The organism is Micrococcus sp. 093350064-1 (genome assembly GCF_053627955.1).
This window is the reverse complement of the sequence record NZ_JBSEYU010000002.1, coordinates 101,753-125,403: the sequence shown is the minus strand read 5'-3', so window position 1 is coordinate 125,403 and position 23,651 is coordinate 101,753. Positions and strand designations below refer to the sequence as shown.

Sequence of the window (23,651 nt, the reverse complement as noted above, 5' to 3'; positions counted from 1 at the left end):
CCCGTCCGGGGCCGCGGGTACAGTGGGGCCCCGTGACCCGCGCCACCTCTCCCGACGCCTCGTCCCTGCGTGACGCCCTGGGCGGGATCGCACCGTACCTCGAGGGCGTGCGGGCGCGCTGGGTGCTCGGGCTCGCCTCGGCCACGGCGGCGGGCCTCGTGGCCCTGGCCATCCCGCAGGTCATCCACCTGCTCGTGGACACCGTGTTCACGCAGACTGTGCTCGCCGGGCCCTCCTCCCCCGACTCCCGCGCGGACGTGTGGCGGGCCGCCGGCCTACTCACCGTGCTCGGCCTCGCCGAGGCCGCGTTCATCGGCCTGCGCCGGTACTTCATCCTCCCGCCGGCCGCCGGGGTGGAGAACCGGGCGCGCATCGCCCTGTTCGAACGGCTCCAGCGCCTGCCGGTGGCGTTCCACGACGCGTGGCCCTCGGGGCAGCTGCTCTCCCGGGCCCAGGGCGACCTCTCGCTGCTGCGGCGGTGGATCGCGTTCGGCTCGGTCATGCTCGTGGTGGACGTGGTGACCATCGCCGTCGGCCTCGTCCTGCTGTTCCTGCTGTCCTGGCAGCTGGCCCTGCTCTACCTCGCCGCGGCCGTGCCGATCATGTGGGCGTCGTTCGGGTTCCGCAACGACTTCCGCGCCGCGTCCCGGCTCTCCCAGGACCAGGCCGGGGACCTCGCCACGTCCGTCGAGGAGTCGGTGCACGGCATCCGCGTCCTCAAGGCGTTCGGCCGCGGCGCGCACGCCCTCGACGGCTTCCGCGGGCGCGCCCGCACGCTGCAGGGCACCGAGGTGCACAAGGCCTCGGTGCTGGCCCGGTTCATCGCGCTCATCGTGGCCCTGCCGGAGACGGTGCTGGGCCTGGGCCTCGCCCTGGGCCTGTGGCTCGTGGCGACCGGGGAGCTGACGGTGGGCGCGCTCGCCGCCTACTTCGCCACCGCGGCCGTGCTGGCCGGGCCGGTCGAGTCGGTGGGCCAGCTGATGGGCATGACGCTCTCGGCCCGCACGGCGATCGACCGCCACGTGGACGTCCTCGCCACGCCCGTGGACATCGCCTCGCCCACCGGGGAGGCCGCCGTCGTGCCCCCGGCCACCGGCGCGCTCGCGTTCCGCGGGGTGCGCTTCCGCTGGCCGGACGCGGACCCGGGGCGCGGGGAGCGCGACCTGCTCGACGGCGTCGACCTCGAGCTGGTGCCCGGCGAGACGATGGCCCTGGTCGGCGCGACCGGCGCCGGCAAGTCGACGCTGCTGCAGCTGGTCCCCCGGCTGCTCGACGTCACGGCGGGCTCCGTCTGCGTGGACGGGGTGGACGTGCGCCGGATGCCGCTCGAGGAGCTGCGCCGGCGGGTGTCCGTGGCGTTCGAGGACGCCACGCTGTTCTCCGCGACCATCCGGCAGAACGTGCTGCTCGGCGCCCCGGCGGACGTGCTCGCGGACGGCCTCCACTCCCCCGCGGCGGACGCCCTGCTCGACCTCGCGCTCGAGACCGCGCAGGCGGGCTTCGTGGCGGACCTGGCGGACGGCGTCGAGACCGAGATCGGCGAGGAGGGCCTCAGCCTCTCCGGCGGACAGCGCCAGCGGATCGCCCTCGCCCGCGCGATCGCGGCGCGCCCGGACGTGCTCGTGCTGGACGACCCCCTCTCCGCCCTCGACGTGCGCACCGAGGAGACCGTGACCGCGCGCCTGCGCGAGGTCCTCGACGGGACGACCACCCTGATCGTGGCGCATCGTCCCTCCACCGTGGCCCTGGCGGACCGGGTCGCGGTGCTGGCGGACGGGCGGATCGAGGACGTGGGGACGCACCCCGAACTGCTGGCCCGCAGCGCCGTGTACCGGCACATCATCTCGAGCCGACCGGAGGAGCAGGCATGAGCGCCGCCGACGTGAGCCGCGTGCGCGGCGTGGGGGCCGAAGAGGACCTCGACTACACCCGCGCGGAGCGCCGCCACATCCGGCGCCGGTCCTTCCGGCTGCTCGGCGAGCTCGCGCGGCCGGTCCGGGGGACGCTGCTGGTCACCGTGGTCTTCGTGCTCGTGTCCAACGCGGCGCGGGCGGCCGGGCCGCTGATCATCGCCTGGGCGATCGACGCGGAGCTGCCGCGCGTCGTCGAGGCCGTGCGGGCCGGCGAGTCCGTCTGGCCCATCCTCGTCCCCGTGGGCGGGGCGTACGTGGCGGCGGCCCTCGTCTCCGGGGGCCTGCTGGGGGCGTACACGTGGCTCACCGCGCGGGCCAGCCAGGCCATGCTGCTCAGCCTGCGGCTGCGCGTGTTCCGGCACACGCAGCGGCTGAGCCTCGGGTTCCACGAGCGGTACACGTCCGGGCGGGTGATCTCGCGGCAGACCTCGGACCTGGAGGCGCTGCGGGAGCTGCTGGACCAGGGCGTGTCCTCGCTCGTGTCCGGGCTGATGTTCATGTCGTTCACCGCGGCGTCCATCCTGCTGCTGGACCCGCCGTCGTTCCTCGTGCTGCTGGGCGCGGCCGTGCCGGTGGCGATCGTGACGCGCTGGTACCAGGTGCGGTCCGAGGAGGCGTACCGGCGGTCGCGGGTGTCCTCGGCACGGTCGATCGTGCACTTCGTGGAGACCATGACCGGCATCCGCGCGGTCCAGGCCTTCCGGCGGGAACGGGACAACGACGCGCGGTACCGCGACTTGGCCACGGCCTACCGGGACGACATGGTGGCCACGCTCAACCTGTTCGGCATCCTGCAGCCGGTGCTCGTGGCGACGGGCAACCTCACGGTAGCGGCGCTGCTCGTGACCGGGGGCCTGCGCGTGCTCGACGGCGACCTCGAGGTGGGGGTGCTCGTGGCGCTCCTGCTGGCCGGACGGCGCGTGTTCCAGCCCATGGAGATGGTGGCGATGTTCTACTCGTCGCTGCAGTCCGCGACGGCGGCGCTCGAGAAGGTCTCCGGCCTGCTCGAGGAGGAGCCCACCGTGGTGGAGGCCGCCGAGCCCACGCCGCTGCCCGGGGCCGACGCTCCGGGGACGGGCGTGGCGTCCGGGCGGGTGGAGTTCCGGGACGCGGTGTTCAGCTACGGACCGGACCGGGTGGTGCTGCCGGAGTTCGACCTCGTGATCCCGGCCGGGCAGACCGTGGCCGTGGTGGGCCAGACGGGTGCGGGCAAGTCGACGCTGGCCAAGCTCATCGCCCGGTTCTACGACGTCTCTGCCGGCTCGCTGACGCTGGACGGGGTGGAGCTGCGCGAGCTCAGCCAGGCGGATCTGCGGCGCAACGTGGTGATGGTGACCCAGGAGGCGTTCCTGTTCTCCGGGTCGATCGCGGAGAACATCGCCCTCGGCCGGCCCGACGCCACCGAGGCCGAGATCCAGGCGGCCGCCCGGGCGGTGGGGGCGCACGACTTCATCCTGGGGCTGCCCGAGGGCTACGCGACCGACGTCGCCAAGCGCGGCGGGCGGCTGAGCGCGGGACAGCGGCAGCTCGTGTCGTTCGCGCGGGCGTTCCTCGCGGACCCCGCCGTGCTGATCCTGGACGAGGCGACGTCGTCGCTGGACCTGCCGAGCGAGCGTCTCGTGCAGGCCGGGCTGGAGCGGCTGTTGGGGAACCGGACGGCACTGATCATCGCCCACCGGCTCAGCACCGTCGAGACCGCCGACCGGGTGCTCGTGATGCACGACGGCCGGATCGTCGAGGACGGCAGCCCCGCCGAGCTGGTGGCGGCCGACGGGCGGTTCGCGGCGCTGCACCGGGCCTGGGAGGACTCGCTCGCCTGACGGGTGGCGCGCCCGACGCGCTTTCGAACGTGGCAGAGGGCCTACCCCACGTTCGAAAGTCCGGGTCAGGCGTCGAAGGGGCGGCCCGTCAGGCGCTCGTACGCCTCCACGTAGCGGTCGCGGGTCTTGGCCACGACGTCGGCGGGCAGCGCCGGCGGGGCCTCCCCGCTGGTCTTGTCCCAACCGGAGTCGGGGCCCGTGAGCCAGTCGCGGACGAACTGCTTGTCGAAGCTCGCCTGGGGGCGGCCGGGCTCGTAGTCCTCGGCGTCCCAGAACCGGGAGGAGTCCGGGGTGAGGACCTCGTCGCCCAGCACCACCTGGCCGGTGGCCGGGTCCACGCCGAACTCGACCTTCGTGTCCGCCAGGATGATGCCGGCCTCGCGGGCGATCGCCTCGGCGCGGGCGTACAGGTCCAGGGTGAGGAACCGCAGGCGCTCGGCGGCCTCGGTGCCCACGCGCTCGACCATCTGCTCGAACGTGATGTTCTCGTCGTGCTCGCCGACCTCGGCCTTCGCGGACGGCGTGAAGATCGGCGGGTCGACCCGCGAGCCGTCCACGAGCCCGGCGGGCAGCGGCAGGCCGGCCACCGTGCCCGACGCGCGGTACTCGGCCAGGCCGGAGCCGGTCAGGTAGCCGCGGGCGATGCACTCCACGGGGAACATGTCCAGGCGCTTGACGATCATCGCCCGCCCGGCCACGGCCGCGGGCACGTCCGTGCTCACCACGTGGTGCTCGACCGGCTCGGCGTGGGCCCCGTTGTAGCCCTCGGCCAGCTTCTCGAACCACCACAGGGTCAGCCGGGTGAGGATGGCGCCCTTGTCCGGGATCGGCGGCTCCAGCACGTGGTCGTAGGCGCTGATCCGGTCGGAGGCCACCACGAGCAGCGTCGCGGACCGCCCCGGCTCGGCGTCGGCGGGCTCGTACAGGTCCCGCACCTTGCCCGAGTAGACGTGCCGCCAGCCCGGCAGCTCGAGGGCCTCGGCCCCCGTGAACCCCACGCGCTCCCCGCTCACTTCGCTCCCTCCGTCCCGGGCACGGTGATCTCGCCGCGCTCGGCCTTGAGTCCGATGTCCGTGCGCCACTGGGCGCCGTCGAACCGGATGCGCTCGACGCCCGCGTAGGCGCGCTCGCGCGCTTGGGCCAGGTCCGCCCCGCGCCCGACGACGGCCAGCACCCGGCCGCCCGCCGTCACCACGTCCTCACCGGACACCGCGGTGCCCGCGTGGATCACGTGCACGCCCTCGAGGCCGGCCGCGTCGGCCAGCCCGTTGATCACGTCGCCCTTCGAGGAGGAGGCCGGGTAGCCGGCCGAGGCCATGACCACGTCCACGGCGACGTCGTCGCTCCACTCGAGTCGACGGTCCGCGCCGAGCCGGCCGGCCGCGGCGTCGGCGAGCAGCCCGCCCAGGGGCGTCTCGAGGCGGGCGAGCACGGCCTGGGTCTCGGGGTCGCCGAAGCGCACGTTGAACTCGATGACCTCCACACCCTTGGCGGTCACGGCCAGGCCGCAGAACAGCACGCCCGTGAACGGGGTGCCGCGGCGGGCCATCTCGGCGAGCACGGGGCGGGCCACGCGGTCCATCACCTCGTCCGTGAAGCCCTCGGGCAGCCACGGCAGCGGCGTGTACGCGCCCATGCCGCCGGTGTTGGGGCCGGCGTCGCCGTCGTGGATGCGCTTGAAGTCCTGGGCGGGGGTGAGGGCGACGGCGTCCTCGCCGTCGCAGATCACGAAGAGGGAGACCTCGGGGCCGTCCAGGAAGTCCTCGATCACCACGGTGCCGCCGGCGGCGAAGCAGGCCTCGGCGTGGGCGAGGGCCTCGGCGCGGTCGGAGGTGACCACGACGCCCTTGCCCGCAGCCAGACCGTCGTCCTTGACGACGTGCGGGGCGCCGAACTCGTCAAGGGCGGCGGCGGCCTCCGCGGCGGTGGTGCACACGCGGGAGCCGGCGGTGGGCACGCCCGCGGCGGACATGACCTCCTTGGCGAAGGCCTTGGACGCCTCGAGCTGCGCGGCGGCCTGCGAGGGGCCGAACACGGCGAACCCGGCCTCGCGCAGGGCGTCGGAGACGCCGGCGGCCAGCGGGGCCTCGGGACCGACGACGACGAGGTCGGCCCCCAGCTCGCGCGCGAGCTCCACGACGGCGGCCGGGTCGGTGGCCTCGACGGCGTGGAGGGTGGCGAGGTCGGCCATGCCGGCGTTGCCGGGCGCCGCGTGGAGGGCGCTGACCTGCGGATCACGGGAGAGGGCGGTGAGCAGCGCGTGTTCGCGGCCGCCGTTGCCGAGCACAAGGGTCTTCACGAGCCTCAAGCCTACGCGGTGGCCCTGGCCCGGCCCGGCCCGTGGCCCCTACGGTGGAGCGCATGACGATGCCTCCCCTCCACCACGGTCAGCCCGGCGACGACGGCGACCCCCGTGACCCCCGCCACCGGCCCGGCGCGGGGCTGGGACCCGGGCTGCGCTCGGCCTGGACGTTCGTCGGCGTGATGTTCACGTGCGCCCTGATCGTCTTCTGGACGCTGCGGGGGCTCGGCGTCCAGCGCGGCGACCTCAGCCTGCCCGCCGCGCTCGGCGTGCTGGCGCTGGCCGCCGTCGCCGCGGCGGTGATCACCCGGTACGTGCGGCGCCGCTGAGCAGGGCTGGGCCCTCCAGGGCCGGCCGCCCCGGCCTGTCCGTCAGCGGATGATGCGCCGTCGCCGGGCCTCGTCGACGGCGCGCGTGCGGTTGTCCACCCCGAGCTTCTGGAAGATGTGCACCAGGTGCGTCTTCACGGTGGCCTCGGAGATGAACAGCTCCTTCGCGGCCACCTTGTTCGTGGCGCCCCGCGCGATCAGCTCGAGCAGCTGGATCTCCCGCTCGGACAGCACCTCGGAGCCGCCGGACATGCGCCCCATCAGCGTGGCCGCGACCTGCGGGGCCAGCGCCTTGCGCCCCGCCGCCGCCTGCCGCACCGCCGAGGCGATCTCCTCGCTCGGGGCGTCCTTGAGCAGGTAGCCGGCAGCGCCCGCGTTCACGGCCGCGAGGATGTCCGCCTCCGTGTCGAAGGTCGTCAGGATCAGCACCTGCACCCCCGGCCACCGCTCCCGCACCGCGCGGGTGGCGGTCACGCCGTCCATCCCCGCGCCCATCTGCAGGTCCATCAGCACGACGTCCACCGCGGGCTCGCCCGCCTCCAGGACGCCGATCGCCTCCGCCCCGTCGGCGGCCTCGGCCACCACGGTCAGGTCCGGGTGCGCCTCGACGACGGCCCGCACCCCCGCCCGGACCACGGGGTGGTCGTCCACCAGCATCACGCGCACGCTCATGCGGTCTCCTCGCTCTCGGTCTGCTCGGGATCAGCGCTCCGGCCGGCCCCGGCGGCGACCAGCGGCACCCGCAGCGCCACCACGGTGCCCTCGCCGGGGGCCGACTCGACGGTGGCCTCGCCGCCCACCGCCGCGAGGCGCTCGCGCACGCTCGCCAGTCCCACGCCGGTCCCCACCCCCGGGTCGGCACCGGCGGCTCCGGCCCGGGCGCGGGCCGCGACGACGGCCGGGTCGAACCCCGCGCCGTCGTCGGCCACGTCCACCGTCAGCTCGTCGCCGAGGTAGCCCAGCGTGACGCGGGCGCGATGGGCGCCCGCGTGGGCGCCGACGTTCGCCAGGGAGGCCTGCACGGCTCGCAGCACGGCGGTCTCCACGGCCTCGGCGACCGCGACCGGCTCGCCCACGACCTCGACGTCCGCGGCCACGGGTGTCCCGGCGGCGGCCTGCCGGTCGGCGAACCCGGTGACCGCTCGTTCGAGCGCCTCGATGAGGGACGGTGCCCCGGTGCCGCGCAGGTCGCGGACGAAGCGGCGGGACTCGGCGAGGTTCTCGGCGGCCGTGGCGCGCACGGTCTCCATGCGCTGCCGGGCGAGGGCGGGGTCGGCGGCGTCGAGCGCGTCCTGGGCCGCGCGCGAGACCAGCACGATCGAGGCCAGCCCCTGGGTGAGGGTGTCGTGGATCTCGCGGGCGAACCGCTCCCTCTCGGCGCTCACCCCCGCCCGGTGCTCGGTGCGCGCGAGCTCGGCCTGCGCGGCGCGCAGCTGCTCGGCCACGGCACGCTGGCGCTCGGACTCGGCGTGCAGGGCGCGGTACGCCCCGGAGAGCACCACGGCCACGGCGGCGCCCACCAGCGGACCAATGACGGCCGGCACCCGCACGCCGCCGGCGCCCGCCGCCATCCCGGCCACCACGACGACGGCCATCGCCACCACCAGCGCGGGCCCGACCACGTGGCGCACCCAGGCCTGCCGGGCCACCCGGTCGACCACGTGCAGGACGACGAAGAAGAGGGGGAAGGCGACCCACGCGAAGTCGCCGTGGTGGGCCACGAGCAGGCCCCACAGCAGCAGCACCAGGGCCAGCCAGGCGACCGCCGGACCGCGGCCGACGTCGTCGCCCCGGGCCCACCGGCGCCGCTCCAGCACGGTCCCGGCCAGGTAGACGCCCGCCAGCGCGGCGGTCAGCAGCACCAGGGTGGTGGCCGGGAACGGACCGGAGGACGCCTCCGGGGACCGGTCCGCGAGCGCGCGCGCCAGCCCCACGGTGAGCAGCGCGGCGAACGTGACGTGCAGGGCCACGCGCAGGCCGGCGAGCACGGCGGTGGTGCCGGTCTCGGTGGGCGCGGGGGGCACGGCGGCGCGGGGTGCGACGGACATGGCTCCACCCTAGGGCGCGCCCCGGACGCGACAACGGCCCGATGCCCCGGGGCCGCGCCGCTGCGCCGCCGGGATCAACCATTCGGTTGACCGGGTCCAGCCGCCGCGGGCGATGTGGCGACCCCTCCCCGCGCGAGACCGTGGAGGCAACCTCAGGACAGACCTCGTCAGGAAAGGACGCGCCCCGTGTTCCTCGCACTCCGCGACCTCCGCTTCGCCACCGGACGGTTCGCCCTCATGGGCTCCGTGGTGGCCCTCATCAGCCTGCTGCTCGTCATGCTCTCCGGCCTCACGGCCGGCCTGGGCGGGCAGAACACGGCCGCGATCGACCGCCTCGGCGAGCAGGGCGTGCAGCGTCTGGTCTTCGGCGGTGCGGCGGGCCAGGAGCCCACCGCGTCGTTCACCCAGTCCGAGTTCACCGTGGCCCAGCGCGACGCGTGGGCGGCCACGGACGGCGTGGCCTCCGTCGAGCCGCTCGGTGTGAGCCAGGGCCGGGCCATCGGCCTCGAGCACCCCGTGGACACGGACCCGCAGGGCCGCGCGGACGTGTCCGGCGAGCCCACCACCGGCGTGGCCACCACCGCGTTCATCGGTCTCACCCCGGGCGGCTCCGACGCGCCGGCCGGCGTCGAGCTCGGGCAGATCGTGCTCAGCCAGGACGTGGCCGACTCCCTCCACGCCCAGGCGGGTGACGCCGTCGCGGTCTCCGGCTTCGTCTACACCGTGGCCGACGTCGTGCCGACCGAGTACTACTCCCACTCCCCCGTGACGTGGCTGGCGCTCGAGGACTGGAACGCCATCTCGCACACCGCCGACGACGCGGTGCTCGGCACCGCCGGCCTCGTGCGCTTCGACGCGGGCGCCGACGTCGACGCCGTGGCCGCCGCCGGCGACGACGCCGCGGGCACCGTCGCGGAGACCGTGAAGGGCTCCTACGCCGCCCTGCCCAGCTACCGGTCCGAGAACGGCTCCCTGATGACCATGCAGGGCTTCCTGTACGGCATCTCGGCGCTCGTGGTGATCGCGTTCCTGTCCATCTGGACGGTGCAGCGCACCCGCGACATCGCGGTGCTCAAGGCCCTCGGCGGCTCGAACGGCTGGGTGCTGAAGGACTCGCTCGCGCAGGCCGCGTTCGTGCTCGTCGGCGGCGTGGCCGTGGGCACCGGGCTGGCCGCCGTGATCGGCGCGTTCGCGGGGCGGGCCGTCCCGTTCGAGCTCTCGTGGGCCACCACCGCGGTGCCCGCCGCCGGGGTCCTCGTGCTCGGCATGCTCGCCGCCGTCATCGCGGTCTACCGCGTCACCCGGATCGACCCGCTGGTCGCCCTCGGCGGCAACTGAGCGCCCCGACGACGGCGCCGCCCGGCGCCGTCGTCCCCCTCGGCTCCGCCTCGCCCCCGCCTGGAGAAAGGACCTCCCCGTGACCACCCTCACCGCCCCGCAGGCCGACCTCGACGCCCTCCGCACCCCCGCCGCCGCGGCCGCCCACCGCGTCGCCGGCGAGCGCCCCGCCGCCGCGGCCGACGCCACCCCCGCGCTGTCCGTGCGCGACCTCGTGCTGGAGTACCCGGACGGCGAGCGCGGCGTGCTGCGCGCCCTGGACGAGGTGAGCCTGGACCTGCTCCCCGGCACGTTCACCGCGATGGTCGGCCCGTCCGGCTCGGGCAAGTCCTCCCTGCTGGCGGTGGCCGCGGGCCTGGTGACGCCCACCTCCGGCAGCGTGTCCGTCGCCGGCCGCGAGATGGCCGGGCTGTCCCGGAAGGAGCGCACGGCGCTGCGCGGCCAGGAGATCGGCGTGATCTTCCAGCAGCCGAACCTCATCCCGTCCCTGACCGCCGCCGAGCAGCTCGAGCTGACCGTGCACCTGGACCGCGACGCCACCCGCGCCGACCGCAGGGCCGCCAAGGCCCGGGCCATGGAGCTGCTCGAGCGTGTGGACCTGGCCGACCAGGCCGGCAAGCGCCCGCACCAGCTCTCGGGCGGTCAGCGGCAGCGCGTGAACATCGTGCGCGCGCTGATGGCCTCCCCGACGCTGCTGCTCGTGGACGAGCCCACCTCCGCGCTGGACCGTGAGCGCTCGGCCGCCGTCGTGGACCTGCTGGGCACGCTGACCCGCGAGGAGCAGGTGGCGACGCTCATGGTCACGCACGACCACGAGTTCCTCTCCGTCACGGACCGCACCCTGACCATGGTGGACGGGCGGCTCTCCGCGGAGTGAGCCGCTGACGCCGCCGGACCCGACCCGGCCCACCGGCCCCGGACGCCCGGCGCGTCCGGGGCCCTCGCTACCCTGGACCGCATGACCCACGCCACCGTCGCCCCCGCGGGCGAGACCCTCGCCCTGTCCGACGCCGTCGAGCTCGTGGAGACCGTCCGCAACGGCTTCGTCGAGTCCCGGACGGCGGGCGCCGCCGTCGTGACCGGCCCCGACGGGCGGGTGCTGGCCGGGCTCGGCCCCGCGGACGCGCTGATCTACCCGCGCTCCACGCTGAAGCCGTTCCAGGCCGTCGCGTCGCTGCGCCACGGGGCGGCGCTGGAGGGCGAGGCCCTGTCCATCGCGTGCGGCTCCCACCGGGGCACGCTCCGGCACCAGGCGCTGGCCGAGCGCATGCTCGCGGACGCAGGCCTCGACGCGTCCGCCCTGCAGTGCCCGCCGGCCTGGCCCGCGGACACCTCCGAGGTGGTCGCCCAGGTCCGCCGCGACGGCGAGTCCGCCGCCGCGACCCCGCTGGCCTTCAACTGCTCCGGCAAGCACGCCGGCTTCCTCGCGGCCTGCGCGGCGTCCGGGCACGACGTCGCCACGTACCTCGACCCGGCGCACCCGCTGCAGCGCGAGGTGGACGCGGTGATCGCCGAGTACTGCGGCGAGCCGGTGGCCCACACCGGTGTGGACGGCTGTGGCGCCCCGGCCGCCGTCATCTCGCTGGCGGGCCTGGCCCGCGGCATCGGGCGGGTCGCCGCGGCGCCCGGCCGCGCCGACGCGGATCCGCACGCGGCCGCCGTCGCCACCGCGATGCTCGAGCACCCGTGGGCCGTCCACGGGGAGACGAGCTCCAACACCGTGGTGATGCGCGAGCTCGGCCTGCTCGCCAAGGCGGGCGCGGACGGCGTGCTCGTCATGGCCGCGCCGGACGGCACGGCCGTGGCCGTCAAGGCGCTCGACGGCGGCACGCGGGCCGGCGACCTGGTCGCGCTCGCGCTGCTGGCCCGGTTCGCCCCGGACCACGTGGACCGGGCGACGCTGCCGGGCGTGCTGGCCGCCGTCGTGCCCCCGGTGCTCGGCCGGGGTGAGCCGGTCGGTGAGATCCGCCTGGCCGCGCCGGTGCGGGACCTCGTGGGGGACGTCCTGCCGGCCTTCGAGGCGCGGGCGTGACCACCGGCTCCGTGCCCCGCCGCCGGGTGCCTGTCGTCGAGGGCCACGCGGCGCTGCTGGCGTGGGCACGCGCCCACGAGGAGGACCCCGCGGCGGCCGCCGCGCTGCCGCGCCCCCCGCGGGCCATGGCGGTGCGCTTCGCGCTCGAGGAGCTGGCGACCCGCGTGCCCGGGAACTCGGTGGAGGTGCGCGTGCCGCCCTTCGGCGTCGCCCAGTGCCTCCCCGGGCCCCGGCACACCCGCGGCACCCCGCCCAACGTGGTGGAGATGGACGCCGTGACATGGCTGTCCCTGGCCACGGGGCTGACGACCTGGGAGGACGCGACGGCGGCCGGCGGCGTGCGCGCCTCGGGCGTGCGGGCCGACCTCGGCGCGCACCTGCCGCTCGTGCGGCCGTGAGCGAGGGGTGTCCGGCAGTCCTCTCGGCGGCACCGACCGTTCGAACGTCGGCACCGTTCCGCGTCGCGGGATGCAGCTGTGCCGATCCCGCCGCGGGCACCCGGGACTGGCCCCAGCGGCCGACTCGATAGACTGGCGCGCATGACCTCCGCCCCCGAGCCGACCCCCGATCAGCGCGCCTACACCGTCCGTCGCGCCCCGCGGCTGACCGCGGTGCTCGCGGTGGCGCTCGCGCTCGGCCTGCTGATCGCCCTCGTGATCACCACCGCGGCCCACGCCTCCCCCACGCCGCCCGCGGACCCGTACTCCGGCATCCCGCTCTCCTTCTCGGAGACGTTCGGCTTCGCGGCGCTGCTGAGCATGCTCGGCACCGGAGTGCTCGGACTGCTCGTGTGGCTGCTGCTGGACCGCCGCTCCCGGTCGACCGCGCGCACCGTGGTCCTCGAGCGCACCGACGACCCGGCCGTGGCGGACGTCCGCCTGGACCGCGTGGACGCGGGTGCCCCGCCCGCCCGCGCCACCCCCACCGAAAGGACCCCCGAGCAGTGATCGCACCGCGCACCCGACGAGGCGACGGCCGCCTGACCGCCGCCCTCGACCCCCAGGACCAGGGGCCGCAGGACGAATGCGGCGTGTTCGGCGTGTGGGCGCCGGGCGAGGAGGTCGCGAAGCTGGCCTACTACGGCCTGTACGCGCTCCAGCACCGCGGCCAGGAGTCCGCGGGCATCGCCGTCTCGGACGGCGGGCGCATCGCCGTCTACAAGGACATCGGCCTGGTCTCCCAGGTGTTCGACGAGGCCACCCTGACCGCACTGAGCGGCCACATCGCCGTCGGCCACTGCCGCTACTCCACCACCGGCGTGAACAAGTGGGCCAACGCCCAGCCCACCCTGGGCGCCACCGCCGACGACGGCACGGTCGCCCTGGCGCACAACGGCAACCTCGTGAACTCCGCCGAGCTGCTGCGCATGGTGCACGCCGCGGACGGCCGCCACACCCACGGTGAGATGAAGCAGGGCAACACCACGGACACCGCTCTGGTCACGGCCCTGCTGCACGGGGCCCCCGGGGACCGCCTCGAGGAGACCGCCCTCGAGCTGCTGCCGAAGATCCGCGGCGCCTACTGCTTCGTGTTCATGGACGAGCACACCCTCTACGCCGCCCGCGACCCGCAGGGTGTGCGCCCGCTCGTGCTCGGCCGCCTCGAGCGGGGCTGGGTGGTGGCCTCCGAGCAGTCGGCCCTCGCCACCGTCGGCGCCTCCTTCATTCGGGAGGTCGAGCCCGGCGAGATGATCGCGATCGACGAGGAGGGCATCCGCTCCACCCGCTTCGCCGAGTCCAAGCCGGCCGGCTGCGTGTTCGAGTACGTCTACCTCGCCCGGCCGGACGCCACGATCGCCGGGCGCTCCGTGTACGAGTCCCGCGTGGAGATGGGCCGCCGCCTCGCGCTCGAGCAGCCGGTCGAGGCCGACGTCGTGATCCCCGTGCCCGAGTCCGGCACGCCCGCCGCCGTGGGCTACGCGGACGCCTCGGGCCTGCCGTTCCGCCAGGGGTTCGTGAAGAACGCGTACGTGGGCCGCACCTTCATCCAGCCGTCCCAGACGCTGCGCCAGCTCGGCATCCGCCTCAAGCTCAACGTCGAGTCCACCGTGGTGGCCGGCAAGCGCGTCGTGGTGGTGGACGACTCGATCGTGCGGGGCAACACCCAGCGCGCCGTCGTGCGGATGCTCAAGGAGGCCGGCGCCGCCGAGGTGCACGTGAAGATCTCCTCCCCGCCCGTGAAGTGGCCCTGCTTCTACGGCATCGACTTCGCCACCCGCGCCGAGCTCATCGCCAACGGCGCCGCGGTGGACCAGATCGCCGCGTCCATCGGCGCCGACTCGCTGGCCTACATCAGCGAGGACGGCATGATCGAGGCCACCGGGCAGCCGCGCGAGCGCCTGTGCACCGCCTGCTTCACCGGCGACTACCCGATCCCGCTGGCCGACGAGGGCGAGCGCGGCAAGGGCCTGCTGGAGCCGGTCGCCGTGTCGCCCGCGTCCACCGTGGTGCTGGACGAGGGCGGCGAGACCACCACCGTGACCGCCACGGGCTGCGAGCCCGGCCCGGACGCCGACGACGAGAAGCTGCTCACCGAGACGGACAGGACCCCGCTGTGACCCCGAACCAGACCCCCTCCTCCGCCGCCCCGATCACCTACGCCTCGGCCGGCGTCGACGTGGAGGCCGGCGACCGCGCCGTCGAGCTGATGAAGGACGCCGTGAAGGCCACCCACACCCCCGAGGTCATGGGCGGCATCGGCGGCTTCGCCGGCATGTGGGACGCCTCCGCGCTGCTGCAGTACCGCAAGCCGCTGCTGACCACGTCCACGGACGGCGTCGGCACCAAGGTGGCGATCGCGCAGGCGATGGACAAGCACGACACCATCGGCCAGGACCTCGTGGGCATGGTCGTGGACGACATCGTGGTGGTCGGTGCCCAGCCCCTGTTCATGACCGACTACATCGCGTGCGGCAAGGTCGTGCCCGAGCGCATCGCGGACATCGTGCGCGGCGTGGCCGAGGGCTGCCGCCTGGCCGACACCGCGCTCGTGGGCGGCGAGACCGCCGAGCACCCGGGCCTGCTGGCCGCAGACGAGTACGACGTGGCGGGCGCGGCCACCGGCGTGGTCGAGGCGGACATGGTCCTGGGCGCGGAGCGGGTGCAGTCCGGCGACGTCGTGATCGGCATGGCCTCCTCCGGCATCCACTCGAACGGCTACTCGCTCGTGCGCCGCGTGGTGAACGCCGCGGGCTGGTCCCTGGACCGCGAGGTCACCGAGCTCGGCTGCACCCTCGGCGAGGAGCTGCTCGTGCCGACCCGCATCTACTCCCGCGCCTGCCTCGACCTGGTGCAGCGCCTCAACGGCCACGAGGGCGGCTCGGACCTGCCGGTGCGCGCGTTCAGCCACGTGACCGGCGGCGGCCTGGCCGCGAACCTGGCGCGCGTGCTCCCGCAGGGCCTCATGGCGACCGTCGAGCGCGACACCTGGTCCCTGCCGCCCGTGTTCCGCCTGGTGGGCGAGCTCGGCCGCGTTCCGCAGTCCGACCTCGAGCGCACCCTCAACCTCGGCGTGGGCATGGTGGCCGTGGTGGACCCGGAGGTGGCCGCGAAGTCGATCTCCGTGCTCGTGGACGCCGGCATCGACGCGTGGGAGATGGGCACCATCGGCGCCCTCACCGACGACGCGGCGGCCGCGGGCCTGGACTTCGTGCAGGGCGCCAAGGGCGTCGACGGCGGCGCGGTGCTGATGCGCGGCCAGTACGCCGCCTGACCCCCACGGGGCGTTTTCGTTCGGGAAACGGCGGCCTCCGGAGCGTTTTCGTTCGGGAAACGGCGGTTCACGACGCGAACACCCGCCCGCCGAGCCGGGCCCGGTGCGTCTGCACCTCGGCGACGACGCGCCGGAAGTCGTCCCGTGCGTCGTCCACCGTGGCCCAGATCTGCGTCCAGCCCGCGCGCGCCCAGCCCTCGTCTCGCCACGCGTCCACGGCGACCTGTGCCGGGTCGAGGTGGTGACCGCCGTCGTAGTGGACCACCATGCGCCACTGCCGCCACCCCAGATCCGCGTCCGGCGACCGCGCCCGGCCCGGGTGCAGCACCAGCTGGAGCTCCGGCTCGGGCAGGCCGGCGTGGAGCAGGGCCAGTCGCAGGGCTGTCTCCTGTGGGGAGTCCGCGCCCACCCGCACCAGCTGGAGGGCGGCACGGGCGGTGCGCACTCCCTTGAACCGCCCGGCACGCAGGAGCGCGGACCGCAGGGCCGCCGTCGTGGTCCGTGGTGAGCGGCGCCCCTCCGGCGACCACGGCCGGTGGACGAGGGCGTCCCCGGCCGCCACGACGGGCACGAGCATGCCTGGACGGAGCAGTGCGGCCAGATCCGCCCAGGATCGCTCCAGGCTCGTCAGGCGGATCCCGTGGAGGACGGTCACATCCGCGGCCGGGACGAGGCGGGCATGCGAGGTGATCTCTGGGCGGACGCTCGCCCCGCGCGGGTGTGGCCGGGACACGTGCACCGTGCCGTCCTCCGCCAGGAACGGCGGCAGCGGCACGCGGTGCAGGAGCAGCGCCGTGAGGTGGGAGGCCACTCCCCCGCTCGCCTCCACGACCGCGGCCGTCTCCTCCGGCGCGAAGGGAGCGGGCGCCTCGGCGTAGCCGAGCTCCGCCCACGAGCCGAGGTGGTCAGTCCGGAGCCGATGGACCCCATGCGTCACGCGCCGCACGTCACCGCCGCGGACCAGTCGCTCCGAGACCCCGGCCGCGCGCAGGTCGCCACGGGTGAACGGCCGGCCGGTCTCGACGATGTCCGGCAGGGGCAGGGAAGACGTGGCCATGCCCGTGACGATGGCTCAACCCGGCCTATCCCGCCCGCTCAGGAGCACCCACCGTGGACGAGGACGTCGGCGGCGCCGCCTGTGCAGGAGTCGTGCGTGGCCCCGGGCCACCCGGTGTCCACACCCCCGGCGCCCGCCATTTCCCGCACGAAAACGCCCCGGCGTCCGCCGTTTCCCGCACGAAAACGTGGGTGGGGGTCAGAGGCGGGCGTCGAGCCAGGCCAGCGCGTCGGCGACCGGGGCGCGCCAGCGCCAGCGGGCCTTGGCGTCGGCGCGGGTGGGGCCGAGGTTGATCAGCCCCGTCTCATGCCCGGCCCGCTCGGCCCGCAGCACGAACCGGTAGCCGCTCATCACGGCCAGCGAGGTGCCGACGGCGAGCACCGTGCCGCCGTCGTCGGCCATCGCCTCCGCGGCCGCGCGCCGCGCCGCGGGCACGGACTCGCCGAAGTACACGACGTCCGGCTTGAGCTTCACGGAGCCGCACACCCGGCAGCCGACCATCGTGAACTCCTCCACCCAGTGCTGGTCGAGGGAGACGTCCCCGTCGGGGTTCACGGCGTCCGGGTCGATCGCCACGCGCTCGAGGTAGCCCGGATTGGCGGCCTCGAGCCGCAGGTCCAGGTCACGGCGGGACTCGGTGGCCCCGCAGTTCAGGCAGGCCACGCGCGCCAGGTCCCCGTGGAGCTCGATCAGCCGGTCCTCCGGCATCCCCGCCGCGCGTCCGGCCTCGGCGTGCAGCCCGTCCACGTTCTGGGTCAGGACGCCGGCGATCCGCCCTTCGGCCGCCCAGCGCGCGAGGATGCGGTGCGCCTCGTTCGGCCGGGCCTGGTCCATGCGACGCCAGCCCACGAACGAGCGTGCCCAGTAGCGGTGGCGGGCGGCCGGGTCGTCCCGGAACTCCTGGTACGTCATCGGCCGGTGGCGGTGCAGGGACCCGTTCGGCCCCCGGTAGTCCGGGATGCCGGAGTCGGTGGACACGCCGGCCCCGGTGATCACGAGCGGGCGGGACTCCTCCATCAGACGCAGCAGACCCCGAGACGCCGTCTCGGGGTCCTGCAGCGGTGCTGTCTCATCCACCACCCTGGCGATCGACCGCAGGGCGGCCTGATGCCCGTCCAGGGCCGGATGCCGTGCGGGCGTCATCGCGCCCGCGCGTCGTCGTCCTCGTCCTCCGCGTAGAGGTCCGCGTACGGATCCTCGTACTCGGGCTCCTGGTCCTGCTCCGGGCCGCGCGTGCGTCCGCCCGTGAGCTCTCGCTCCAGTGCCGAGAGGTCTGTTCCGGGAGAGAAGTACTTCATCTCCCGTGCCTGCTTCGTGGCCTTCGCCTTCTGACGGCCGCGCCCCATGAGCGTGACCCCCTTCGCATCTCTCGCCGCCTCGGATCTGTGGCGCACAGGGGCCCGCCGAGGTCTTCACTGGTCAATATGGTTCGTGCGGACAAGGATACATGACCCGCCGGACGGCCTGTGGACGACGACGACCGGCCCGGTCCGGCGGGGCGTGCAGTGGCGCCGGGTGCGGCGCGGGCGGCCGCGACACGCGCGGCATCCGGCTGGACGGGCGTGACACGCACCCTGTACGGACGCTGGACGAGCGGCTAGGTTGCGTACGTCACATCCGCCCCGACGATGAGGATGCCCATGCGCCGCACCCCCACCCTGCTGGCCGCCGCCACCCTGGCCGCCACGCTCGCCGCCGCCCCCGTCTCGATCGCCGCCCCGTCCTCCCCGGCGAAGGCCAGCGCCGCCACCACGCAGACCGCCGACCGGGGCCTGGGCCCCGGCCAGAACCGTGCCGGCGGCAACCCGAACTCCCCGGAGAAGCTGGTCCGATCCATCTCCTCGGACCACCTCCGCCAGGACATCGAGGCGTTCGCGGCCATCGCGGACGAGCACGGCAACCGCGCCGCGGGCACGCCGGGTTTCCAGGCCTCGCTCGACTACGCCGTGGGCGAGCTCGAGGAGGCCGGCTACGACGTCGAGCTCCAGGAGTTCGAGATCACCTACACCGAGACCCTGCGGGACCGGCTCGCGCAGACCGGACCCGTCCAGCGCGACCTCGAGCACACCGTCTTCACGTCCTCGCCGTCAGCGCAGGTCGCCGACGCCCCGCTCGCCGCCCCCGCCGGCGCCGCCACCGGCTGCGCCGACGCGGACTGGGCCGACGCGGACCTGACCGGCAGCGTCGCCCTGGTCTCCCGGGGCGACTGCACCTTCGCCCAGAAGTCCCAGGTCGCGGCCGCCTCCGGTGCCGAGGCCGTCATCATCTACAACAACGCCGAGGGCGCGCTGAACGGCACCCTGGGCGCCGCGCCGGGCGACGTCGTCGGGACCGTGGGCGTGACCCGCGAGCTGGGCGCCGATCTGCTGGCCCAGACCCGCGCCGGCGGCGCCACCGTCACCCTGGACCTCGAGCAGCTTGTGGAGCAGCGGCCCACCTGGAACGTGCTGGCGGAGACGCGCACGGGCAGCGACGACGACGTCGTGATGCTCGGCGCCCACCTGGACGGCGTGCCGGAGGGCCCGGGCATCCACGACAACGCCTCGGGCGTCGCGGCGACCCTCGAGGTCGCGCGCCAGGCCGCCAAGGCCAACAAGGCCGAGAGCAAGGTCCGCTTCGCCCTGTGGGGCGCCGAGGAGATCGGCCTGCTGGGCTCGCACCACTACGTGGACACCCTGACCGCCGCGGAGCGTGAGGACATCATCCTCTACACCAACCTGGACATGGTGGCCTCGCTGGACCACCAGAACACGCTCGGCGTGCTCACGGCCGACTGGTCGATCGGTGCTGAGTCCCTGCTCGGCGCGCAGCTCGACCGCGACGGCCACACGCACCAGCCCGAGGGCAGCAACGGCCGCTCGGACTACGCGCCGTTCGTGGACGCGGGCATCGCCTCGACGGGCCTGCTCTCGATCCGCGACGACAACTACCACACGCCCCAGGACGACATCGACAACGTCTCCATCACCACGCTGACCCACACGGCCCGCGCGGTGGCGAACCTGATCGGCACCCTCCAGCAGGACGCCGACGCCCTCGGCACCCGCTGACCCGAGGCGTCCGCCCGTCTCGCAGATGCCGTCGGGGGCGGTTTCGGGTGGTATCCAGGCCGGATGCCACCCGAAACCGCCCCCGACGCGCCAGAGGGAGGAGGAACACGGTCCGTCGGTCCCGGCGTCAGCCCTTCCGGGTCACGGTGAGGCCGTTCTCGCCCTCGACACGGTCCACGACCACGGTGTCCCCGTCCGCGATCTCCCCGGCGAGGATGCCGCGGGCCAGGCGGTCGCCGATCTCGCGCTGCACCAGGCGGCGCAGGGGCCGGGCGCCGTAGGCCGGGTCGAACCCGGTCGCGGCGAGCCACGCCTTGGCGGCGTCGGACACCTCGAGGGTGAGGCGGCGGTCCGTCAGGCGCGCCTGCAGGGACTCGACCTGCAGGTCCACGATCCGCGTCAGCTCGGCCACGGTGAGCGCGTCGAACTGCACGATCTCGTCCAGGCGGTTGAGGAACTCGGGCTTGAACGCCCCGCGCACCACGGACATCACGGACTCGCGCTTGGCGGCCTCGTCCAGGGTCGGGTCCACGAGGAACTGCGAGCCCAGGTTCGAGGTGAGGATCAGGATCACGTTGCGGAAGTCCACGGTGCGGCCCTGGCCGTCGGTGAGGCGGCCGTCGTCGAGCACCTGGAGCAGGATGTCGAAGACCTCGGGGTGGGCCTTCTCCACCTCGTCCAGCAGCACCACCGAGTACGGGCGACGCCGCACGGCCTCCGTGAGCTGGCCGCCCTCGTCGTAGCCGACGTAGCCCGGAGGGGCGCCGACCAGGCGGGAGACGGAGTGCTTCTCCGCGTACTCGGACATGTCGATCCGCACCATGGCGCGCTCGTCGTCGAAGAGGAACTCCGCGAGCGCCTTGGCCAGCTCGGTCTTGCCCACGCCCGTGGGGCCCAGGAACAGGAACGAGCCCGTGGGCCGGTTCGGGTCCGCGATGCCGGCCCGCGAGCGGCGCACCGCGTCCGCGACGGCGACGACGGCGTCCCGCTGCCCGATCAGCCGCTCGCCGAGGTGCTCCTCCATGGTGAGCAGCTTCTCGGACTCGGCGGTGAGCATGCGCCCGGCGGGGATGCCGGTCCAGGCGGAGACCACCTCGGCGATGTCGTCCGCCGTGACCTCCTCGGAGACCATCGGCTCGGTGGCCGAGCGGTCGGCCTCGCGGGCGGCGCGGTCCGCCTCCTCGAGCTGCTTCTCCAGCGCGGGGATCTCGCCGTACAGCAGGCGGGAGGCCTCGGCGAGGTCGCCGTCGCGTTGGGCCTTCTCGGCGAGCGAACGCAGCTCGTCCACCTTGGCGCGCAGGTCGCCGGCCTGGTTGAGGGTGGCCTTCTCCGCGTCCCAGCGGGCGGTGAGGGCGGTGAGCTCCTCCTCGCGGTCCGCCTTCTCCGCGCGCAGGGCGTCGAGCCGCTCGATGGACGCGGGGTCCGTCTCGCCTTCGAGGGCGAGCTCCTCCATGGTCAGGCGGTCCACCTGGCGGCGCAGGACGTCGATCTCCTCCGGGGCGGAGTCGATCTCCATGCGCAGGCGTGAGGCGGCCTCGTCCACGAGGTCGATGGCCTTGTCCGGCAGCTGGCGGCCGGTGATGTACCGGTGGGACAGCGTGGCCGCGGCCACGAGCGCGGAGTCGGCGATGGCCACCTTGTGGTGGGCCTCGTAGCGCTCCTTGAGCCCGCGCAGGATGGCGATCGTGTCGTCCACGCTGGGCTCGCCCACGAAGACCTGCTGGAAGCGGCGCTCCAGGGCGGGGTCCTTCTCGATGTTCTCGCGGTACTCGTCCAAGGTGGTCGCGCCGATCAGGCGCAGCTCGCCGCGGGCCAGCATGGGCTTGAGCATGTTGCCGGCGTCCATGGCGCCCTCGGACGCGCCCGCGCCCACGACGGTGTGGATCTCGTCGATGAACGTGACGACCTGCCCCTCGGCGGCCTTGATCTCCTCGAGGACGGCCTTCAGGCGCTCCTCGAACTCGCCGCGGTACTTGGCGCCGGCGACCATGGCGCCCAGGTCCAGGCTGATCAGCGTCTTGCCGCGCAGGGACTCGGGGACGTCCCCGGCCACCATCCGCTGGGCCAGGCCCTCGACGACGGCGGTCTTGCCGACGCCGGGCTCGCCGATGAGCACGGGGTTGTTCTTGGTGCGGCGCGAGAGCACCTGCACCACACGGCGGATCTCGGCGTCGCGGCCGATCACCGGGTCGAGCTTGCCGGAGCGGGCGATCTCGGTGAGGTCCGTGCCGTACTTCTCCAGGGACTGGAAGGTGGTCTCCGGGTCCTGGGTGGTGACGCGGGAGTCGCCGCGCACCAGGGTCAGGGCGGCGGCGAGCGCCTCGAGGCTCGCCCCGTTCGAGCGCAGTGCCTCACCGGCCTCGCCGGAGTCCGCTGCCACGCCGAGCAGCAGGTGCTCGGTGGAGACGAACTCGTCCGAGCGCTGCTCGGCCTGGGTGCGCGCGTTCTGCACGACCTGCAGGGCGGCGCGCGAGAACTGGGGCTGGGCCACCGTGCTGCCCTGGGTGGAGGGCAGGCGTCGGATGGCCGAGGAGGCCGCCGTGGAGACGGCGTCGGGGTCGGCCCCGGCGGCCTTCAGGACGGCCACGGCGACGGACTCCCGCTGGTCCATCAGGGCCTTCAGCAGGTGGGCCGGCTCGACCTGGGGGTTGCCGGCGGTGGAGGCGTTCATGGCCGCAGCCGAGAGCGCCTCCTGGCTCTTGGTGGTGAACTTGGCATCCATGGACTATTGGCTCCTTCTCTCCCGTGTCCCGGGGTGTCGGACAACCGTCGACCGCGGGCCGTTCCCGCCGCAGACGAAGTTGAGTCTATATAGCTCAACCCTCCACGCACCAGGGCTATTCCCCCTCGCGCCGGTACGTTGGTGCCATGGCCGGCTCCACAGCGGCGCCCCGGCGCCTCCGCACGTACACCCGACCGCGGGTGTCCCTGCTGTACGTCCTGCGCCGCACCCTGCACCGGCTCTTCGAGCTGCAGGTCTGGGATGTGGCCGCCGCCATGACCTTCTTCGGGGCGCTGTCCCTGCTGCCCACCGTCATCGCCCTGCTCTCCGTGGTCTCGCTGCTGGGCGTCGAGGAGGAGACCGTGGACGCCGCGGCCCACCTGGCCGCCGAGATCTGGCCGTCGCTGACGCCCGACGTCGTCCGCGAATGGATCCTGACCCTCGGCTCGGCCGGGCCCGGCACCGGCGCCGTCGTCCTCGGGGCCGTCGGCACCGTGGTGTCCGCTTCGGGCGCCGTCGGCGCGTTCCACCGGGCCATGCACCGCATCCACGACACCCGCGAGGGCCGGCCCTTCCTCCACTTCCGCCTCGTGGTCTTCGTCGAGACGCTCGCCCTCATGCTCGGCGCCGTGCTGATCACGATCCTGGTGGTCGTCGGCGGCGACCTCTCCCTGCGCCTCGGCCAGGCCGTCGGCCTGCCGGAGGAGACGGTCCAGACGTGGAACGTGGTGAAGTGGCCGGTCATCCTCGTGGTGATCGCCCTGATCGTGACCCTCGCCTACCGCCTGGGGCCCAACGTCCGGCAGCCCCGCTACCGCCCGCTCTCGCTCGGCGCCGTGGCCGTGGTGGTCCTGCTCTTCGGCGCCACCGTGGCCCTGGGCTGGATCACGGACCGGTTCGGCCAGTTCGCCGTGGTCGGGCGGATCAACTCCGCGATCGGCGTGCTCGCCCTCGCGTGGGTGGCGTGCATCGTGCTGTTGGCCGGGGCTGCCTTCGACGCGGAGGTGCTGCGTGCCCGCCAGCTGGCCGTCGGCATCGACGCCTCCGTCGAGATCCAGCTGGCGACGCGGCACACCGCGGTGCTCGAGGACTTCGAACGGTACGAGGCCCGCATCCGCCGCCTGGCCCGGCTCGTGGCCGATGCCGTGCGCGCCGGCGAGAGCCTCACGATCGAGGCCACACCCCTGCTCTCCGAGGAGGGGCGCCTCCTCGCGGTCGAGTCGGGAGGGCGATGCCCGGAGGACGTCAGCTCGGGCAGCCCGTTCCACGCGGACCCGGTGTCCGACGACGGCGCCCGCCTCGAGCCGACGCCGCGGCCCGACGACTGAG

At 74.5% G+C, this 23,651-nt stretch carries 20 protein-coding genes; 12 read left to right on the top strand and 8 right to left on the bottom strand.

Annotated elements, in window-relative coordinates:
• Positions 1-32: 32 nt before the first annotated feature.
• Together ACUW6W_RS02625 and ACUW6W_RS02620 are read left to right on the top strand one after the other, a co-directional pair.
• On the top strand, positions 33-1,871 hold the full coding sequence (locus ACUW6W_RS02625; protein ID WP_036338247.1) for an ABC transporter ATP-binding protein: 1,839 nt from the start codon (positions 33-35) through the stop codon (positions 1,869-1,871).
• Positions 1,868-3,733 carry an ABC transporter ATP-binding protein gene (locus ACUW6W_RS02620; protein WP_036338250.1) on the top strand — a complete coding sequence of 622 codons (1,866 nt, stop codon included), beginning with the start codon at positions 1,868-1,870 and terminating at the stop codon, positions 3,731-3,733. Before ACUW6W_RS02625 ends, ACUW6W_RS02620 begins: the two co-directional genes overlap by 4 nt.
• A gap of 65 nt (positions 3,734-3,798) precedes the next feature.
• Here ACUW6W_RS02620 and ACUW6W_RS02615 read toward each other — a convergent pair whose 3' ends face one another.
• Positions 3,799-4,746 (bottom strand): phosphoribosylaminoimidazolesuccinocarboxamide synthase, encoded by a 948-nt coding sequence (locus ACUW6W_RS02615; protein ID WP_044658867.1) that lies wholly within the window; start codon positions 4,744-4,746, stop codon positions 3,799-3,801.
• Positions 4,743-6,032, bottom strand: a complete 1,290-nt coding sequence (purD, locus tag ACUW6W_RS02610; RefSeq protein ID WP_060973806.1) for a phosphoribosylamine--glycine ligase — start codon at positions 6,030-6,032, stop codon at positions 4,743-4,745. Before purD ends, ACUW6W_RS02615 begins: the two co-directional genes overlap by 4 nt.
• A 62-nt stretch (positions 6,033-6,094) precedes the next feature.
• Between purD and ACUW6W_RS02605 the strand changes: the two genes are divergently transcribed.
• Positions 6,095-6,364 carry a hypothetical protein gene (locus tag ACUW6W_RS02605; protein ID WP_020624424.1) on the top strand — a complete coding sequence of 90 codons (270 nt, stop codon included), beginning with the start codon at positions 6,095-6,097 and terminating at the stop codon, positions 6,362-6,364.
• A 42-nt stretch (positions 6,365-6,406) separates the two neighbouring features.
• On the opposite strand, the gene ACUW6W_RS02600 is transcribed toward ACUW6W_RS02605, so the two are convergent.
• Positions 6,407-7,036: a response regulator gene (locus tag ACUW6W_RS02600; protein WP_060973807.1), complete on the bottom strand. Its 630-nt coding sequence runs from the start codon at positions 7,034-7,036 to the stop codon at positions 6,407-6,409.
• The gene (locus tag ACUW6W_RS02595; protein ID WP_060973808.1) at positions 7,033-8,412 is read right to left on the bottom strand and encodes a sensor histidine kinase; all 1,380 of its coding nucleotides are present in this window, start codon (positions 8,410-8,412) and stop codon (positions 7,033-7,035) included. The genes ACUW6W_RS02600 and ACUW6W_RS02595 overlap by 4 nt, the downstream gene beginning before the upstream one ends.
• 186 nt (positions 8,413-8,598) lie before the next feature.
• Between ACUW6W_RS02595 and ACUW6W_RS02590 the strand changes: the two genes are divergently transcribed.
• From ACUW6W_RS02590 to purM, 7 genes are all read left to right on the top strand, one after another.
• Positions 8,599-9,750 (top strand): ABC transporter permease, encoded by a 1,152-nt coding sequence (locus ACUW6W_RS02590; RefSeq protein ID WP_078026137.1) that lies wholly within the window; start codon positions 8,599-8,601, stop codon positions 9,748-9,750.
• A 79-nt stretch (positions 9,751-9,829) separates the two neighbouring features.
• On the top strand, positions 9,830-10,627 hold the full coding sequence (locus tag ACUW6W_RS02585) for an ABC transporter ATP-binding protein (RefSeq protein WP_078026136.1): 798 nt from the start codon (positions 9,830-9,832) through the stop codon (positions 10,625-10,627).
• Positions 10,628-10,708: 81 nt separating this feature from the next.
• Positions 10,709-11,782: an asparaginase gene (locus ACUW6W_RS02580; protein WP_078026135.1), complete on the top strand. Its 1,074-nt coding sequence runs from the start codon at positions 10,709-10,711 to the stop codon at positions 11,780-11,782.
• Positions 11,779-12,180 carry a sterol carrier family protein gene (locus ACUW6W_RS02575; protein WP_454179750.1) on the top strand — a complete coding sequence of 134 codons (402 nt, stop codon included), beginning with the start codon at positions 11,779-11,781 and terminating at the stop codon, positions 12,178-12,180. The genes ACUW6W_RS02580 and ACUW6W_RS02575 overlap by 4 nt, the downstream gene beginning before the upstream one ends.
• 141 nt (positions 12,181-12,321) lie before the next feature.
• Entirely contained in the window at positions 12,322-12,729 is a 408-nt protein-coding gene (locus ACUW6W_RS02570) for a hypothetical protein (RefSeq protein WP_423448633.1), read from the top strand.
• Complete coding sequence (gene purF / locus ACUW6W_RS02565; RefSeq protein WP_036339306.1) at positions 12,726-14,339, top strand: amidophosphoribosyltransferase; 1,614 nt, start codon at positions 12,726-12,728, stop codon at positions 14,337-14,339. The genes ACUW6W_RS02570 and purF overlap by 4 nt, the downstream gene beginning before the upstream one ends.
• The gene (gene purM / locus ACUW6W_RS02560; RefSeq protein WP_036314247.1) at positions 14,336-15,493 is read left to right on the top strand and encodes a phosphoribosylformylglycinamidine cyclo-ligase; all 1,158 of its coding nucleotides are present in this window, start codon (positions 14,336-14,338) and stop codon (positions 15,491-15,493) included. Before purF ends, purM begins: the two co-directional genes overlap by 4 nt.
• A gap of 67 nt (positions 15,494-15,560) precedes the next feature.
• On the opposite strand, the gene ACUW6W_RS02555 is transcribed toward purM, so the two are convergent.
• The 3 genes from ACUW6W_RS02555 to ACUW6W_RS02545 form a co-directional block, all read right to left on the bottom strand.
• Positions 15,561-16,550: a type IV toxin-antitoxin system AbiEi family antitoxin domain-containing protein gene (locus ACUW6W_RS02555; protein ID WP_060973675.1), complete on the bottom strand. Its 990-nt coding sequence runs from the start codon at positions 16,548-16,550 to the stop codon at positions 15,561-15,563.
• 198 nt (positions 16,551-16,748) lie between these two features.
• Entirely contained in the window at positions 16,749-17,693 is a 945-nt protein-coding gene (locus ACUW6W_RS02550) for a Sir2 family NAD-dependent protein deacetylase (protein WP_044658859.1), read from the bottom strand.
• Positions 17,690-17,896 (bottom strand): DUF3073 domain-containing protein, encoded by a 207-nt coding sequence (locus ACUW6W_RS02545; protein ID WP_036314242.1) that lies wholly within the window; start codon positions 17,894-17,896, stop codon positions 17,690-17,692. The genes ACUW6W_RS02550 and ACUW6W_RS02545 overlap by 4 nt, the downstream gene beginning before the upstream one ends.
• Before the next feature lie 294 nt (positions 17,897-18,190).
• Between ACUW6W_RS02545 and ACUW6W_RS02540 the strand changes: the two genes are divergently transcribed.
• Positions 18,191-19,600 (top strand): M20/M25/M40 family metallo-hydrolase, encoded by a 1,410-nt coding sequence (locus ACUW6W_RS02540; RefSeq protein WP_454179748.1) that lies wholly within the window; start codon positions 18,191-18,193, stop codon positions 19,598-19,600.
• 127 nt (positions 19,601-19,727) lie between these two features.
• On the opposite strand, the gene clpB is transcribed toward ACUW6W_RS02540, so the two are convergent.
• Positions 19,728-22,322, bottom strand: coding sequence for an ATP-dependent chaperone ClpB (clpB, locus tag ACUW6W_RS02535; protein ID WP_070709419.1), 2,595 nt, complete (start codon positions 22,320-22,322; stop codon positions 19,728-19,730).
• 146 nt (positions 22,323-22,468) lie between these two features.
• On the opposite strand from clpB, the gene ACUW6W_RS02530 reads away from it, so the two are divergent.
• The gene (locus tag ACUW6W_RS02530) at positions 22,469-23,650 is read left to right on the top strand and encodes a YihY/virulence factor BrkB family protein (RefSeq protein WP_454179746.1); all 1,182 of its coding nucleotides are present in this window, start codon (positions 22,469-22,471) and stop codon (positions 23,648-23,650) included.
• Position 23,651 lies beyond the last annotated feature (1 nt).

What these genes read in the sequence shown, in the direction of transcription:
- ACUW6W_RS02600 (WP_060973807.1), bottom strand. Translation starts at nt 7,036, where the DNA reads ATGAGCGTGCGCGTGATGCTGGTGGACGACCACCCCGTGGTCCGGGCG.
- ACUW6W_RS02545 (WP_036314242.1), bottom strand. Translation starts at nt 17,896, where the DNA reads ATGGGGCGCGGCCGTCAGAAGGCGAAGGCCACGAAGCAGGCACGGGAG.
- ACUW6W_RS02605 (WP_020624424.1), top strand. Translation starts at nt 6,095, where the DNA reads ATGACGATGCCTCCCCTCCACCACGGTCAGCCCGGCGACGACGGCGAC.
- ACUW6W_RS02580 (WP_078026135.1), top strand. Translation starts at nt 10,709, where the DNA reads ATGACCCACGCCACCGTCGCCCCCGCGGGCGAGACCCTCGCCCTGTCC.
- ACUW6W_RS02540 (WP_454179748.1), top strand. Translation starts at nt 18,191, where the DNA reads ATGCGCCGCACCCCCACCCTGCTGGCCGCCGCCACCCTGGCCGCCACG.
- clpB (WP_070709419.1), bottom strand. Translation starts at nt 22,322, where the DNA reads ATGGATGCCAAGTTCACCACCAAGAGCCAGGAGGCGCTCTCGGCTGCG.
- ACUW6W_RS02550 (WP_044658859.1), bottom strand. Translation starts at nt 17,693, where the DNA reads ATGACGCCCGCACGGCATCCGGCCCTGGACGGGCATCAGGCCGCCCTG.
- ACUW6W_RS02555 (WP_060973675.1), bottom strand. Translation starts at nt 16,550, where the DNA reads ATGGCCACGTCTTCCCTGCCCCTGCCGGACATCGTCGAGACCGGCCGG.
- ACUW6W_RS02620 (WP_036338250.1), top strand. Translation starts at nt 1,868, where the DNA reads ATGAGCGCCGCCGACGTGAGCCGCGTGCGCGGCGTGGGGGCCGAAGAG.
- ACUW6W_RS02570 (WP_423448633.1), top strand. Translation starts at nt 12,322, where the DNA reads ATGACCTCCGCCCCCGAGCCGACCCCCGATCAGCGCGCCTACACCGTC.
- ACUW6W_RS02595 (WP_060973808.1), bottom strand. Translation starts at nt 8,412, where the DNA reads ATGTCCGTCGCACCCCGCGCCGCCGTGCCCCCCGCGCCCACCGAGACC.
- ACUW6W_RS02530 (WP_454179746.1), top strand. Translation starts at nt 22,469, where the DNA reads ATGGCCGGCTCCACAGCGGCGCCCCGGCGCCTCCGCACGTACACCCGA.